This is a genomic window from Streptomyces pactum (genome assembly GCF_002005225.1).
GTDB lineage: Bacteria > Actinomycetota > Actinomycetes > Streptomycetales > Streptomycetaceae > Streptomyces > Streptomyces pactum_A.
In genome coordinates this window covers 265,898-282,011 of sequence record NZ_CP019724.1, presented here as the reverse complement: position 1 = coordinate 282,011, position 16,114 = coordinate 265,898, and the positions used below count along the sequence as shown (strand labels likewise).

The following is a 16,114-nucleotide window of genomic DNA, read 5'->3' as shown; positions in this document are numbered from 1 at the left end:
CCGCGTGCGACGTCGTGACCGCGACGGCGACTGGACGTGAGTGGGCCGGTCTAGTGGAACCGCCCGAGCACCCCCCGGAGCCGGCGTGCGTCGCGAAGCCGCTGCTCGTAGGTGGCGCCCAGGGCGAGCAGCAGCGCACCGGCGAGCGCGGGCGGGACCCACCGGGGAAGCGCGCCGGCGACCTGGGCGACGTACGGGGCGAGTTCGTGCAGCGTCACCAGTGCGAGCACGCTCCCGCCGAGGACCAGCGGCGCCTGCAGCCGGCTCCGGGCGCCCACCAGGGTCACGGTCAGCGCCGCGGCGCCGAGCAGCAGGGGCCGCAGCCAGTGCCGGTCGCCCCACGCCGCGAGGAGGCTCGGCAGCAGGGCGACGGCCAGTCCGGCACCGTACGCCGTCCAGGAGGAGAGCGCCGGGTCGCGGCGCCGGCGCAGGTACCCGACGACCAGCGCGAGCACGGTCACCGGCAGGGTGTAGGCCTCCGCCGTGGTGACGTCCCAGGCCGCCAGACGCACCCAGGTGGCCAGCAGGAACAGTACGGCGGCCACGTAGCCGGCCGGCCGCCGATCCGGTCGCAGCGCGGTCCCGGACGCGACGACTCCACCGAGCGAGAGCACCAGGGCGAACACCGGTGGGGCGGTCACGGCGAGTACGAGCGCGAGCAGCCCCGCGGCCGCACCCGCCCCCTCGACCGGCACGGTCGCGGGCGAGCCCGCGAGACGTGCCGCGATCAGGGCCGCGGCGGCGGGCACGACGAGGACCAGCAGCGCTGTGTGCTGCGGCTGCCACCCGGCGGACGCGCCGATCGCGCAGGCCAGAGCCGCGGCGTACACGAGGGAGGCGGGCGCCGTGAACAGGCCGAGCCCCGGGCGGGGGCTCGAGGCACCGAACAGGACCGTCAGCGCGACGAGCACGCCGATCGTCACCGGCTCGGAAGCCAGCGAGGCGAAGGCGACGTCGACAGAGGTGACGAGTGCCAGGAGAACGGCCGTGCGGGACAGCGGGGACGGCCCGGCCGCAGCGCGCCGGGCCCACTCGGCGAAGCCCAACGCGGCCACGACGACGGCGCCCTGAGCCACCAGACCGGCCCCGTAGGGGAGTTCGAGCACCGTCGGCAGCACGAACGCCGCCGCCCATCCCAGGACGAGTGCCCCCACCGCCGCCGCCGGACGCCAGGCGGCGCCGCGCCCGGCCACCGCGAGGACGCCGGCCACGGCGGCGAGAACGAGCGGCACAGTACTCGCGTGCGCGGGCCGGAGCACGTCCGTGAACACGGCGGCCCACGTGTCCTGCGGCATGCCGGACCAGGGCCGTTCCACCCCGGCCACCGGACCGAAGAGCGCGCTGGCGACCGACGGCACCGCCCACAGCACCGCGAGGGCCTGCACGGTCAGCGAAGCCAGGCCCAGTCCTTGACGCAAGGGGGCGGGGAGCTGTGTCCGGACCACCGCCAGCAGGGCGATCCCACAGGCCAGGCACGCGGGCACCGCCCACTCGCCGGGCGCCGGAGCGCGCAGCACTCCGCCCGCCCCGGCGACCGCGCACAGGCCCGCGGCCAGGGCAGCGCCCGTGGCGACGTCCCGCTGCGGGGCGAACCGGGCCGCGGTCAGGGCGATGGCCGCGGCGAGGAACAGCAGGGTCGCCGCCCGTGCGGCGGTGCCCGCACCGGACGCGCTCCAGCAGAGCCATCCGGCCGACAGAGCGCCGAGGACACCCGTACCCCATGCGCCGACGAGGGCGACGACCCGGACCGGAACGGGTGCCGTCCGCAGTGCGACAGCGGTATCGGCCGCGGAGGTCACCAGCAGCACGGCCGTGAGGGTGTGCGGACCCGCGTCGATGGCGAGCGCCCACAAGAGCAGGGGCAGGTGCGTGGCAGCCGCCGCGAGGGGGAGGGGGAGCCGGAGTACGAGACGCGGGCCCCTCCGCGCCGGGCCTTCCTGCGCCGCGGCGCCCGTCATGGGCGGTGGCGCCTGCGCGCTCACCCCGACGCCGTACGCGGCCCACGTTCCCGCCAGGACGGCCGAAGCGGCGGCCGCGTAGCCAAGACCGTCCGTGCCGGTGAACGCGGCCTCGTGCAGCGCGTAGGCGTCGAGCACGGTCAGTGCGATCCCCAGACCCGCCACTGATTCGGCGGTCGAAGTCAGTCCGCGCCGCAACAGCGCCACGGGTGCGCCCAGCACCCCCACGGTCACCGCGCCCAGCACCAGCGCCCGGCCGGCGACCCCCATGTCGCCCCAGTTGACCAGGGTGAAGGCGACTGCGGCGATCGTCAGGAGGATTCCGCCGAGGACCAGGAGCACGTTCTGCACGCCTGGTGCCGTGGCCTCCGGCCGGTCGACGGCGGTCCCGGCACCGGCCGGCCAGTCCGGCGCCCCGGGCCGGGTGCCCCCGGCCGTCTGGGGGCCGCGGGCCGCACGCAGGGTGTGGATCAGCCACTCGCGGCGCCGCAGCAGGACGACGCGGCGGGCGTCGAGTTGCCGCAGTTCGGCGTCGAGGAGCCGCAACTCCTCGGCCGGGGGCGGAAGGTTCATCATGCCTCGGAGTGTGGCCTCCATCACCTCGCCGGACATGAGCGCGCGTACTCAGTCCGTACTCATGTCCCGGCCCGGCGGCCGCTCCTCCACCCGGTCCCCATGCCGAGCCGTGTCACCGACGGCAACCGCGCCACTTCGGCTGGGTGCTGAGCGATTCGGCCGCATTTTCCCACTCTTCCCCGACTCGACAGTCTGACGACGTACATTCAAGTTCATGCCTGAACATTTCACTCCCGAAGCCAGAGCTCCCCGTCTCTCCCGCCGCGCGGTGATCCGGGCGGCGGCGGTGACCGCCGCGGTGGTCGGCGTACCGCTCCAGACATGGGCGGCCGGGGCACACCCGGCCGCGGCAGCCCCCTCGGCCGCGCCCGAACTGCCCGCCGGACTGACCGCGTACCGCACCCCTTACGTGAACTGGGCAGGCGAGATCACCCACAGCGGCTTATGGGCCTGTGCGCCGCGCACCGCGCAGGACGTCGCCGACCTGGCCAACTGGGCCCACCGCGAGGGCTGGCGGCTGCGCGCACGCGGCAAGGCGCACACCTGGTCCCCGCTCACCATCACCGGTCCCGCCGAGTCGGACGAGCGGGTCCTGCTCATGGACACCACCCACCACCTCACCGGCATGGAACTCGTCACGCCGCCCGCCGGTGCGCCCGGCGCCGTCCGCGCGCAGACCGGGGTGCTCCTGGAGACCCTGATGGCATTCCTCGCCGACCACGGCCTCGGAGTCACCAACACACCGGCACCCGGGGAGCTGACCCTCGGCGGCACCCTGGCCATCGACGCCCACGGCACCAGCGTGCCGGCCGCGGGTGAGGCCGCGCGCCCCGGTCACACCTACGGATCGCTCAGCAACCTGGTCCTCTCCCTCACCGCGGTCGTCTGGGACACCGGACGCGCCGAGTACGTGGTGCGCACCTTCCACCGGGGAACCGACGACGAGTGCGAGGCGCTGGCCGCCCACATCGGACGCGGACTGCTGACCGAGGTGGTGCTCCAGGTAGGCGAGGAGGTGCCGCTGCGCTGCGTCAGCCGCGTCGACATCAGCAGCGACGAACTGTTCGCGGCGCCCGGCAGCGCGGCGGCCGGCCGGGGTAACACGTTCGCCGACTTCCTCGACCGTGCGGGACGCGTGGAAGCCATCTGGTTCGCCTTCACCGACCGGCCTTGGCTGAAGGTGTGGAGCCTCAGCCCGCAACGCCCCGCCACCTCACGCCCCGTCAGCCACCCGTACAACTACCCGTTCAGCGACGTCCTGCCGACACCGGTCGCCCGTCTGGCGGGGCGGCTCGCCGCCGAGGGCGCCTGGTTCCTCGCTCCCGAACTCGGTCTCGCCCAGTACACGGTGGCGGCGACCGGCCTGACCGCCACCCTCGCCGGCGACCTGTGGGGTCCCGCTCACACGCTCCAGTTCTACCTGCGCCCCACCACCCTGCGCGAGACCGCGAACGGCTATGCCGTCCTGACCAGGCGCGCCGATGTGCAAAGAGTCGTCTCGGAGTTCGTCGCCTACTACAGCGAGCAGCTCAAGTCATCGGCGCTGCGCGGCAGGTACCCGGTCAACGGTCAGGTCGAGATCCGCGTCGGAGGACTGGACAGGCCCGCGGAGTCGGCGGCCCCCGGCGCCCGTCCGCCGCTGCTGTCCGTGGTGCGGCCGCACCCCGACCACCCGGAGTTCGACTGCGCGGTGTGGATCGACGTGCTCACCCAGCCGACCACACCCGGAGCGCACGCCTTCTACCGCGACCTGGAGCGCTTCCTGCTGCGCACCTTCGAAGGCGGTTACGCGCTCACCCGCGTCGAGTGGTCCAAGGGCTGGGGGTACACCGACACCGCGGCCTGGGCCGACCAGGAGGTGATCGGCACCGTGATCCCGGCCTCGTACGGGCGCGGACAGTGGGCGGAGGCGGTCGGCATCCTCGACCGGCTCGACCCCCACGGTGTCTTCGGCAACGACTTCACGGACCGGTTGGTACGGGTGTGACCCCGGCGCCTGACACGTGACCCTCGGGGAGAGCCGGATTCCGCGACGCCCTGGCTCGCGCAGGGCATTGCCGGCCCTCCAGCGGCCGAGGCAGGACTGGACAACGGGGCGGCTGCCATGGCCACGCTGCTGCACGACCACCCCGCTGGGGACGGCGTGTCAGCGGTCGGCGACCTGAGGGCCCGGGGCGCCTGCCGAGTCCTGCGGGAACTGGGCAGGCGCACACCGCAGGGTGGCGCGTGCGTCGGGTTCGACACCTCGGGTACCGCTGTGACACGCCGGCCGCCGCTGACCACCGTCCGCCGGGTGTCGGCGCGGTCAGGCGTGGGACTCCCGGTGGGCACGGATGATCTCCGCGTACCGCAGGCCGCTCGTCTTGACGGTCCGGGCCTGGGTCGCGTAGTCGACGTGGACGAGGCCGAAGCGCTTGTCGTAGCCGTAGGCCCACTCGAAGTTGTCGAGGAGGGACCAGGCGTAGTACCCGGCCAGCGGCACTCCCTTGCGGACCGCCCGGGCGCAGGCACTCAGGTGCTGCTCCAGGTAGCGGGCCCGGTCGGGGTCGTGGACGGCGCCGTCGGGCGAGACGTCGTCCGGGAAGGCGGAGCCGTTCTCGGTGACGTACAACTCGCGCACCCCGTAGTCGTCGGCCAGACGCAGCAGCAGGGCCTCCAGGCCCCCGGCGTCGATCTGCCAGTCCATGCCGGTGCGCGGTACGTCGGGCAGCCGGACCTCGCGGGCGTGCGGGACGGGGCCCTCGGGGTCGTCGGTGACGGTGGCCGGGAAGTAGTAGTTGAGGCCGTGCCAGTCGAGCGGGGCGGCGATCGTCTCCAGGTCACCGGGGCGCTCCGGGAGGTCCACGCCGTACAGCTCGCGCATGTCGGCGGGGAAGCCGCGGCCGTAGACCGGGTCGAGCCACCAGCGGTTGGTGTGGCCGTCCATGCGGGTGGCCGCCGCGATGTCCTCCGGGCGGGTCGAGGCGGCCTCGACGGTGGAGTGGTTGGTGACGAGGCCGACCTGCGCGCCCGGTGCCGCCGCGCGGACCGCCCGGGTGGCGAGGCCGTGCGCGAGCAGGAGGTGGTACGAGGCCCGCACGGCGGCGGTCAGGTCGGTCAGGCCGGGCGCCATCCGGCCCTCCAGGTGGCCGATCCAGCCGGAGCACAGAGGTTCGTTCAGCGTGGCCCACCGCGTGACACGGTCGCCGAGCCGGCCGGCCACGGCGGAGGCGTAGTCGGCGAGGTGTTCCGCGGTCTCGCGCACGGTCCAGCCGCCGCGGTCCTGGAGCGCTTGGGGCAGGTCCCAGTGGTAGAGGGTGACATTCGGGGTGATCCCCGCGTCGAGGAGGCCGTCGACGAGCCGGTCGTAGAAGTCGAGCCCGGCCGCGTTGACCGGCCCGTGGCCACCGGGCATAACACGGGGCCAGGCGATGGACAGGCGGTAGGCGTCGGCGCCGAGCCGCTTCATCAGCGCGATGTCCTCGGGCCACCGGTGGTAGTGGTCGCAGGCCACGTCGCCGTGGTCGTCGTTGTCGATCCTCCCGGGGGTGTGGGAGAAGGTGTCCCAGATCGACGGTGCCCGGCCGTCCTCGGCGACGGCGCCCTCGATCTGGTAGGCGGAGGTGGCCGTGCCCCAGGTGAAGTCGGCGGGGAAGGCGGCGAGGTCAAGCGATTCGGACACGGAGGGCCTCTCTGGGGTGGTCGGGAGGAGTGGGGGAGGGGCCGGGGCCCCGGCGGCTATTTGACGGCGCCGGCGGTGAGGCCGGTGACGAGATAGCGCTGGAGGAGCAGGAAGCCGGCGACGACGGGCAGGCTGACGACGAGTGAGGCGGCCATGACCTGGTTCCAGTACACGTCGTTTTGGGTGGAGTAGCCCTGGAGGCCGACGGCGAGGGTGCGGGTGGTTTCGTTGGTCATGACCGAGGCGAAGAGCACTTCGCCCCAGGCGGTCATGAACGCGTAGACGGCTACGGCGACGATGCCGGGGATCGCGGCGGGCACGATGACCCGGAAGAGGGCGCCGAGCGGTCCGCAGCCGTCCACCTTGGCGGCCTCGTCGAGGTCCCTCGGGACGGAGTCGAAGTAGCCGATCAGCATCCAGATGGAGAACGGCAGCGAGAAGGTGAGGTAGGTGAGGATCAGGCCGCCGCGGGAGCCGAACAGGGCGATGCCGGTGGCGTTGCCGATGTTCACGTAGATGAGGAACAGCGGCAGCAGGAACAGGATGCCGGGGAACATCTGGGTCGACAGCACGGTCACCGTGAAGACGCGCTTGCCGCGGAAGGAGTAGCGGCTGACCGCGTAGGCCGCGAACACGGCGATGGTGACGGAGCAGACGGTCGCGGCGCCCGCCACGATCAGCGAGTTCATGAAGTAGTCGGCGAGCGGGACCGTTTCCCAGATGTCGAAGTACGGGCGGACGGTGAGACCGGAGGGGATCCACTCGAACTGGCCCGACACGTCCTCCAGCGGCTTCAGCGAGCTGGAGATCATCACGTAGACCGGCAGCAGGACGAAGGTGGTGAGGAGGGTCAGGAATACGCGACGGCTCCACAGGAAGGACCGCGGGGCGGCCATCGGGGAGCGGGGCCGGTGCGTGGCGGGGCTAGGCATCGGTGGCCTTCCTTCCTCGGGAGGTGAACCAGAGGTACGCACCCGTCACCACGAGCAGGAACAGGAGCAGCAGGACCGACATGGCGGAGCCCGTCCCGAAGTTCCAGGTCTGGAACGAGGACTGGTAGATGTGGATGGAGATGAGGTCGGCGGCTTCCGGCGCGGCCTTGCCGAACAGGACGAAGGGGGTGTTGAAGTCGTTGAAGGTCCACAGGAAGAGCACCAGGACGAGGACCTGGTTGACGGGGCGCAGCGCCGGCAGGGTGATGCGGCGGACCTGCTGCCAGATCCCCGCGCCGTCCAGGGCGGCGGCCTCGTAGACGTCCTTCGGGATGTTCTGCAGTCCGGCCATGATGATGAGGAAGGCGAAGGGCCAGCCCTTCCACACCGAGACGACGAGCAGCGCGACGAAGCTGTTGTCGCCGATCAGCCAGAACGGGGGGCTGCCGGTGAGCCCGAGCTGGTCGTGCAGCACGTGGTTCACCAGCCCGTTGTCCCGCTGGAACATGAACGACCAGGTGATGACGGCGGCGTAGACGGGCAGCGCGTACGGAACGAGGAAGATCGTGCGCAGGAAGCCCCGGCCGCGGAACGACTCCTGCATGAAGATCGCCGCGGCCACGCCCAGCATCCAGCACAGACCGACGGAGAGGACGGTGAACAGGCAGGTGGTGAGGAAGGACCTCAGCAGCGCCTCGCCCACGGGGGCGTCGAAGTCTACCGACAGCGCGTAGTTGTCGAAGCCGGCCCAGGGCGCGGTGCCCCAGTCGCGGATGTAGAACTGGGTCAGCTCCTTGAAGCTGACGACGATGCCGATCACCATCGGCACCAGGTGGACCAGTAGTTCGAGGAGGATCGCGGGGAACAGCAGCAGGTACGGCAGTCCGATGCGGCGCAGCCGCCCGGAGCGGCGCTTGCGCGGCGCCGCTCCGGGATGGTTCTTCCGTGCCGTCCGCTCGCCTGTGGTGGGGGCAGCGGTGGTAGTCATGGTGGAGTCCGTGCTCACTTCTTGGGCATCTGCTGCTGGGCCTTTTCGAGCTTGTCCCGCACCGATTCGGTGGTCACCGGCCGGCCGGCCGCGGCGTCGGCGAACAGTTCCTTGACCGCGGTTCCGACAACGGTCTCGAACTGCGACTCCTCGGGGACCTGCGGCAGCGCGGCGGCGCTGGTGGCGAGGGTCTCCCGGAGCACGGTGAGGGACGGGGTGTCGAAGGCCGGGTCCTGCTGGGCGGCCTTGACCGGCGGGATGGAGCCGTATGCCTTGTTGAGGATGATCTGCTCCTCGTCGCTCGTCATGAACTTCACGAACTTCTTGGCGCCGTCGATGTTCTTGGTGTTCTTGAAGACGGCCATGTTGATGCCGGCGACCATCGAGTTGGTGGCGGTGCCCTGGCCGGGCTCGCCGGACTGCACGGGGGCGGGCGCGACACCCCACTCGTCCTCGTTCATGCCCTGCGTCTTGAAGGTGGCCGACGCGGTCTGCCACAGCACCATGGCCGTCTTGTCCTTGGCGAAGTCGCTCAGGGACTGGTTCTGCGCGTACTCGGCGTTGCCCGGCGCGATGATCTTGTCCTTGGCCATCAGGTCGACGTACTGCTTGACCGCGGCCACGGCGCCGTCGGAGGTGAAGTCGGCCTTGCCCTCAGGAGTGAAGAAGTCGGCGCCGTGCTGCTTGGCGAGGACGAAGACCTGGTGGATGTTGTTGGAGAGGTTCGAACCCTCCGCGCCGAGCCCCCACTTGCCGTCCTCGGAGAGCTTCCGGCCGGTCTCGGCCAGCTCCTCCCAAGTGGCCGGCGGCTTCTCGATGCCGGCGTCGGCGAACATCTTCTTGTTGTAGTAGAGCGCGTAGGCCATGGAGTACAGCGGTACGGCGGCCGGGTCCTGGCCCTGTACGCCGGTGGAGCCGAGCGCGGACCGGACGAAGCGGTCCTTGCCGCCGATCGCCTCGAAGTTCTTCGCGTCCCAGGGCAGGAGGGCGCCGCTGGACTGCAGCGACGCGCTCCAGGTGTTGCCGATGTTGAGGACGTCGGGGCCCTGGCCGGAGGTGGTGGCGGTGAGGATGCGGTTGAGGAGGTCCGCCCAGGGCACGACCTCCAGCTTCACCTCGATGCCGGTCTCCTTCTCGAACTTGTCGAGTTCCGGCTGGAGGACCTTCTTGTCGACCTCCAGGTTCGCGCCCTGGTTGGAGGCCCAGTAGGTCAGGGTCTTCGGCTGCTCGTTGGAACCCTCCGTACCGGACGATCCCCCGCCGCAGGCAGCCATGGTGAGGGCGAGCGAGAGGGTGAGGGCGCCGACGGCTGCGGCTCTGCTTCTGCGCATGACTCCAGAGGCCTTCCGAGAAGTGACGGGGTCGCCCGCGGAGGGGGGCCGGAGCAACGCCCCGCGTTCCCTGAAGCCCCCCACGGCTTAATTTAGGATGTGAGTTAAACCTCAAGTGAAGGTCGCGTCAAGGGCCCGGCCGCAGGTAAGTTGCGGTGAGGATTCCGCAACGAGGGGGCGAGGGTGAAAGTGCGCAACGGCCGTACAGTGCGTGACCTGCGGCGGGAGAACCGCACCGCGGTATTGCAACGGTTGTATTTCGACGGGCCGCTCAGCAGGTTCTCGCTGGGGCCGGTCACCGGGTTGAGTTCCGGCTCGGTGAGCAACGTGGTCTCCGAGCTGGTCGCCGAAGGGCTGGTGGAGGATGCCGGAAGCGTCGAATCCGCCGGCGGCCGTCCCCGCACGCTGCTGCGCGTCAGCGCGCGGAGCGGTTACATGATCGGCGTCGACATCGGCGAGACCCGGGTGCGGATCGAACTCTTCGACCTCGCCCTCACCGAGCTGGCCCGGGTCGAGAGGCCGCTGGAGACCGAGGGGCCGCGCCGCGTCGACCGCTACGACGTCGGCGTCGTCGTGACGCATCTGCGCGAGGGCATCGCCGAGGTCCTGGACAGGGCCGGCATCGCCGCCGAGCGGCTGCTCGGCGTCGGGATCGGCGTGCCGGGCATCGTTGCCAGGACCGCCGAGGACGGTGCGGTCGTGCACGGTCAGACGATCGGCTGGGACGCCGTTCCGCTGGAGCGGTTGCTGCGCGAGTCCCGGATCCTGCCAGGGACCGTGCCGTACTACATCGACAACGGGGCCAAGACGCTGGGCCAGGCGGAGATGTGGTTCGGTGCGGGCCGGGGCGCGCAGAGCGCGGCGGTGGTGCTCTTCGGCTCCGGTGTCGGCGCCTGCGTCGTCGGCGACGACATGCGCCCGGGCCGGGCCGTGGAGTGGGGGCACCTGACGGTGCGGGTGCGCGGACGCCGGTGCCGCTGCGGCGCCCGCGGCTGCCTGGAGGCGTACGCGGGCGCGGAGGCCCTGCTCCAGCGCTGGGCGGAGGCGGGCGGGCAGCCGCTCGTGGGCGTCGACGAGGAGACCGCGCTCACCGCGATGCTCGCGGCCGCGTACCCGGATCCGGACGCGTCGGGGGCCGGCCCGGAACCCGATGCCACGGCGCTGGCAGTGCTGGAGGAGACCGCCGAGTACCTCGGTGCGGGGTTCTCCGACCTGATCAACCTCTTCCAGCCCGAACGCATCCTGGTCGGCGGCTGGGCCGGGCTGCAGCTCGGCCGGCGCTTCCTGGACTCGGTGACGGCCCACGCCGCCTCCTACGCCCTGACCTACCCGGCCGCCCACGTCCGCATCGACCTCGGCACCCTGGGACCGGACGCCGTCACCGTGGGGGCCGCGATCCTGCCGCTCGCCGACTTCTTCGCTCGTGGCGGCCGGCCGGAGCAACCCGAACCGGTGGAACCGGATCCGGCGTGGCGGACGGCCCTGCGGGAGCGCTCGGTCCAGTGAGCGGCGCGGGCCGCTTCCCGACGGGGTGCACCGAAGGCGGCCGCCCCGGCCATGGCCCGTGCCCCCCGCTGCCATGGAGGAGACCTGCGCACCCAGAGACCGGGGTCCGGGGTCATGGGCCGCGGCCCCGGCGCGAAACCCACCGCGGGCCCGGGGCGTGCGCCCGCACAGCACCCGAAGGCGCGGCGGCGCCCCGGAAGATCCTCACGGCATCGCACAGGCCACAGGTCGCGGCCCGCAGCCGCAGTCCCGGCGAGCGCGCTGCCCGGGCCCCGTCAGGGGCCACTGACCGTGACCGTCCCCTCCCACCGAAGGTCCCCCGCGGACCTGCCCACCATGAGCCGGTAGGCGCCCGGCTCCGTGGCCCAGCCGTGGTCCGCCTCCGACCAGTGCCGCAGCGCGCTCGGGCCCACCACCACCTCGGCGCTCGCCGTCCGGCCCGCTTCCGCCCGCACGGCCGCATGGCCGGCGAACCAGCGCACGGGCCGCTCCACCGCTGAACCGGGGCGGGCCAGGTAGACCTGCACGACCTCGCGCCCGGCGCGGGAGCCGGTGTTGCGAACCGTCACCCGAACGGTGAACGGCTCGTCCGCCAGGACGTGCGCGGGAGCCTCCACGGCCGCGTACGCCCACGTCGTGTAGCCGAGTCCGTGGCCGAACCAGTAGGCGGGCTCGCGTCCGGCTCGCAGCCACGCCCGGTAGCCGATGTGCAGGCCCTCGGCGTAGTCGAGCCGGCCGTCGACCGGCCGGGTACGGGTGACGGGCGCGTCCGCCAGGGTCGCCGCCCAGGTGGTGGGGAGCCGGCCGCCGGGCTCGGTGTGGCCGAACAGGACGTCGGCCAGCCCCGCGCCGGCCTCCTGCCCGGGAAACCAGGTGAGCAGCACGGCGCCCGCCTCCTCGCGCCAGGGGAGCTCGACCGGCCCGCCGCTGTTGACCACCACGACCGTGCGCGGATTCGCGGCGGTCACCGCGCGGACCAGCTCGTCCTGGTGCCCGCCGAGCGACAGCCCGGCGCGGTCGTATCCTTCGGTCTCGCTGTGCTCGGTGGTGCCGACGACCACGATCGCGGCGTCGGCGTCGCGGGCCGCCCGCACCGCCTCCTCCAGCGCGGTCGCCGGGGACGGTCCGGGCGGCGCGGCGGTGACGACGGTGGCGCGTCCTCGGCCGGGCACCAGTTCGCGCCGTGCCACCACGTGCACGGGCCGCTGGGTGGTCAGCACCGTCCGCACCGTGTGCACGGGCGGGTTGACGTGGACGACGGCGGGGTCGTCCGTGTCACCGGGGAACTCACCGTCCAGGAGCACGTGGTCGTCGACGGTGAGCGTGATGCGTCCGAACCCTCCGGCGCCGAACGTCCACTCTCCCGACTGCCGGGGACGCAGCACGGCGGCGATCTCCACCGTGCGGGCGCCCGGGGGCAGGTCCGGCTCCAACTGCCGGCCCGAGAGCCGGTGCTCCGCGCGCAGCTCCCGCCCCGCCGCGTCGAGCACCCGAAGGAGCACGCCGGGGGCGCCCGAGCGCGGGTCGCAGCACCGGTCGGTGCCGAGAGGAGCGGGCGGTGCTCCAGGCGCCGGGCCGGGCTCGTACACCACCCGGGCCCGGCCCCGCAGGCGGGACCGGATGCCGGCCAGCGGGGTGACCACGTCGGAGCAGAAGACGCCCGCGCTGCCGCCGCCCTGGACGCGCGGGGACGCGGCGTGCACGCCGATGACCGCGACGGTGGACAGCTCGGCGGAGTCGAGCGGCAGGACGGCGTCGTTGCGCAGCAGGACGGAACCGGCGCTGACGGCGCGGCGCAGCAGCGCCCGGGTGGCACGTGCCGCCGTCGCGGGCGCCCGGCGCGGGTGATGCGGTTCCAGCGCGCCGACGCGGGCGGCGAGCCGGAGCAGTCGCCGCACCTTCTCGTCGACCGCCTCCTCGGCGACCCGGCCGTCCTTCACCGCCCGTACCAGGTTCGCGCCCCAGGGACTGTCCGGGCCCGGCATCGCGAGGTCGAGGGCGGCCCGGCCGGGCTCCTCGGTGGAGCGCACGGCAGCCCAGTCGGAGACGGCGACCCCGTCGAAACCCCAGTCCCCCTTGAGGGGCTCCGCCAGGAGCGGGCTGGCCGTCATGGTGGTGCCGCCGACGGCGTTGTACCCCGCCATGACCACCCACACCCCGGCCTCGACCGCCGCCTCGAAGGGGAGGAGGTACACCTCTCGCAGGGTGCGTTCGGACGCCCGGACGTCGACGGTCAGCCGGTCGGTCTCGGAGTCGTTGCCGACGTAGTGCTTGGCGGTGGCCGCCACCCCGAGGGCCTGGACGCCGCGGATCAGCGCGGCCCCGGTACGGCCGGTGAGCCGCGGGTCCTCGGAGAAGCACTCGAAGTGCCGGCCGCCCAGCGGGCTGCGGTGGAGGTTGAGCGTGGGAGCCAGTACCACGTCGACGCCCTTGCGGATGGCCTCACGGGCGAGCAGGCCGCCGAGCCGTTCGACCAGTTCCTCGTCCCACATCGCGCCCAGTGCGGAGGCGGAGGGCAGCAGGGCGGAGGAGCGCCGCTCGTCCCATGCCTCGCCGCGCACCCCGGCGGGCCCGTCCGAGGTCACCATCTCCCGCAGCCCGATCCCGGACTCACCGGCGGTCCGCCAGGTCGTCGCGCCGGTGAGCAGGCGCACCTTCTGTTCGAGGCTCAGCTTGCCGATGAGCCGATCCAGTGCCTCGTCGTCCATTCCCGCCCCGCTTCCTGCCCCTCCACCGGTTGGGAGAGCGCTCTCCAACCGTCCGACGGGCATCTCCTCCCCGTCAAGCCCGCCGGGCCGACGGCGGGCGGAGGTGCCCGGCCGCCCGTCCAGCACGGGCCCGGCGGCACCCGTGCTGGACGGGCGGCCGGGCCCCTGGGTTGCTGCCGGGTCAGCCGTAGATGCCGAACTCGTGCAGCGAGTAGCCCCAGCCGGTGCCACGCGCCGTCAGGTGCAGTCGCACGTGCCGCGCGGTCTGCGCCATGTCGATGGTGTCGACGTCACCGTTGCCGGCGGTCGTGGTGTGGACCGTGCGCCAGGTGGTGCCGTTGTCCGAGACCTGGACCTCGTAGGACTTGGCGTAGGCGGGGTCCCACACCAGTTGGAGCTTGCGGACGGGGGTGGCGGCGCCGAGGTCGACCTGGATCCACTGCGGGTCGCTCCAGTCGCTGGCCCAGCGCGTGTCGTTCTTGCCGTCCGTCGCCTTGGCGGGCTCGCACGGGCAGTCGCCGTAGGAGGGCTGGAAGGAGGAGGCGGTGGTGGGCTTGTTCAGCGCCACGTTGGTGCCGGAGACCGGTGGGGCGACCACCTCGACCGACTTGGTCTCGATGCCGGCGTTGCCGCGGCCGTCCTCGGCCTGGATGTACACCTTCCACACGCCGAGCTTCTCCGGAGCCGTCACGGCGAAGGTTCCGTCGCCGGTGGACCGCCATGTGGCCTCGACCAGGCGCTTGTCGCCAGTGGCGTAGTTGCCGCTGAGGAAGACCTTGTACGTGACCGGGTCGCCGTCGGGGTCGCGCACGTCGGCACGGACGGTGAACTCGCCACCCGCCGGAGCCGACGAAGCGGGGCTGACGGCCATGTTCGTGATGACGGGCGGGGTGTTGTCGCCCGTGGTCGAGCCGGTGTAGGCCCTTTTGACGGAGTAGTAGGACAGCCGCTTCAACCCGTCGGGGACGAGGTTGAACCAGACGCCGCCGAAGTCGTGCTCGACGCCGTAGTGGAAGAGGGTGGCGCCCAGGGCGACGCCCCGGTGGCCGGTGACGCAGTCCCACGCCTTGGTGTAGCCCTCCGCCTTCTGGACGTCGGTCGGCTCGTCGGGGACGCCGTTGGCGTCGTCGGGCACCTCCCACTCACCGGCGGGCCCGCCCTCGGTGATGATGTACGGCTTGGTGTAGCCGCCCTCCTCCCAGTCCTCCCGGACGCCGCAGATGTCGCCGTAGGAGTTCATCGAGTACAGGTCGAGGTCGGGCGCGTTGCGCTTGTAGTAGGGCCACGCGCCGGTCCAGGCGTCGGTGGAGGTGACGGGGTGGTCGGGGTCGATGCTGTGGATCTTCTTGGCCACGTCGTTGACGAAGCTGGTGTACGCGTTGCGCTGCGCCTCCAGTTCCGAGCCGCTGTAGCAGTTCTGCAGGCCGAGAACCGACTCGTTGCCGACGTTCCACATGAGGGTCGCCGGGTGGCTCTCGTAGGCCTCCACCCACTTGGCGAACTCGGTGAGCATGTTGTTCTTGTAGGTGGTGTCGGTGACGTAGTCGACGCAACCCCCGGAGCCGGGGCCGCCGCCGGGCTGCAGCCAGAAGCCGTTGACGACGCGGATGCCGTTCGCGGCGGCGCTGTCGAGCAGCGGCTTGGTGCCGCCGTCGGTACCCCAGGTGCGGATCGTGTTGACGCCCATGGACTTCACGTCGGGCATGTACTTCGGGGCGTCCGCGATGGCGGGGCCCCAGGTCAGCCCCTTGACCGTGTACGGCTGGCCGCCGACGGTCAGGTGCCAGTTCCCCTGCGTGCCCGCGACCTTGACCGCCCCTCCGTCGGCGGGAGGCGTGCCCTCCGCGGTCCCGTACACCTGGAACTCCCACAGGGAGTAGCCGTAGCCGCCGGACCGTTCGGTGCCCAGCATGCGGACGTACCGGCCGGCGCCGGTGACGGCGACCTCGTCCGTGCCGCCGTCACCGCCGGAGACGGTCTTCAGGGTCCGCCACTGCGTGCCGTTGTCGGACGCCTGGATCTGGTAGCTCTTGGCGTACGCGCCCTCCCAGGTCAACACGACGCGGCTGAGGTCGGCGCGCTGCCCGAGGTCGACCTGGAACCACTGAGGGTCGCTCCACCGGCTGGCCCAGCGGGTGCCGGTGAGATCGCCGTCGACGGCCGCCGAGGCCGCGTAACCGTCGCCTTCCTGGGACGACGCGGTGGCGGGCTTGCCCTGGGAGAGCAGGGCTTCCGCGGCCTGGGCGGGCGGGGCGGCGACGGCGAGCGACGACGCCACCAGCGCGCCGAGGGCGAGCAGGGGGACACCGGCGCGGCGGACTGGTCTGCGATACGGGAGGGCTGTGGACACGTCTGCTCCTGGCGGGTTGGGGAAAGCCGACGGGGCGGGGCGGCCGGGGGCGCCGCCTGATGGCCCCTCCGGGCCGGGCGCGGGGTCGCGATCCGGCCCGGAGG

Annotated in this window: 9 protein-coding genes; 2 read left to right on the top strand and 7 right to left on the bottom strand. The window is 72.5% G+C overall.

The features are described 5' to 3' along the window. Window positions 1-50: 50 nt before the first annotated feature. Window positions 51-2,534, bottom strand: coding sequence for an SCO7613 C-terminal domain-containing membrane protein (locus B1H29_RS01115; protein ID WP_055421647.1), 2,484 nt, complete (start codon window positions 2,532-2,534; stop codon window positions 51-53). 214 nt (window positions 2,535-2,748) lie between these two features. Between B1H29_RS01115 and B1H29_RS01110 the strand changes: the two genes are divergently transcribed. Then, complete coding sequence (locus tag B1H29_RS01110) at window positions 2,749-4,521, top strand: cholesterol oxidase substrate-binding domain-containing protein (protein WP_055421556.1); 1,773 nt, start codon at window positions 2,749-2,751, stop codon at window positions 4,519-4,521. A 318-nt stretch (window positions 4,522-4,839) separates the two neighbouring features. Here B1H29_RS01110 and B1H29_RS01105 read toward each other — a convergent pair whose 3' ends face one another. From B1H29_RS01105 to B1H29_RS01090, 4 genes are read right to left on the bottom strand one after another with little or no spacing between them, the layout of a single operon-like run. Next, the gene (locus tag B1H29_RS01105; RefSeq protein WP_055421557.1) at window positions 4,840-6,195 is read right to left on the bottom strand and encodes a GH1 family beta-glucosidase; all 1,356 of its coding nucleotides are present in this window, start codon (window positions 6,193-6,195) and stop codon (window positions 4,840-4,842) included. Between the two features lie 56 nt (window positions 6,196-6,251). Beyond that, window positions 6,252-7,091 (bottom strand): carbohydrate ABC transporter permease, encoded by an 840-nt coding sequence (locus B1H29_RS01100; protein WP_055421558.1) that lies wholly within the window; start codon window positions 7,089-7,091, stop codon window positions 6,252-6,254. A gap of 28 nt (window positions 7,092-7,119) precedes the next feature. After that, entirely contained in the window at window positions 7,120-8,115 is a 996-nt protein-coding gene (locus tag B1H29_RS01095; protein ID WP_055421648.1) for a carbohydrate ABC transporter permease, read from the bottom strand. A 14-nt stretch (window positions 8,116-8,129) separates the two neighbouring features. Continuing rightward, the gene (locus tag B1H29_RS01090; protein ID WP_079159936.1) at window positions 8,130-9,446 is read right to left on the bottom strand and encodes an ABC transporter substrate-binding protein; all 1,317 of its coding nucleotides are present in this window, start codon (window positions 9,444-9,446) and stop codon (window positions 8,130-8,132) included. Between the two features lie 183 nt (window positions 9,447-9,629). Here B1H29_RS01090 and B1H29_RS01085 point away from each other — a divergent pair, with 183 nt between their 5' ends. Then, window positions 9,630-10,952, top strand: a complete 1,323-nt coding sequence (locus B1H29_RS01085) for an ROK family protein (RefSeq protein ID WP_055421559.1) — start codon at window positions 9,630-9,632, stop codon at window positions 10,950-10,952. 275 nt (window positions 10,953-11,227) lie between these two features. Here B1H29_RS01085 and B1H29_RS01080 read toward each other — a convergent pair whose 3' ends face one another. Next, window positions 11,228-13,660 (bottom strand): beta-glucosidase, encoded by a 2,433-nt coding sequence (locus tag B1H29_RS01080; protein ID WP_055421560.1) that lies wholly within the window; start codon window positions 13,658-13,660, stop codon window positions 11,228-11,230. A 181-nt stretch (window positions 13,661-13,841) separates the two neighbouring features. After that, window positions 13,842-16,010, bottom strand: coding sequence for a discoidin domain-containing protein (locus tag B1H29_RS01075; protein ID WP_055421561.1), 2,169 nt, complete (start codon window positions 16,008-16,010; stop codon window positions 13,842-13,844). Window positions 16,011-16,114: the final 104 nt, after the last annotated feature.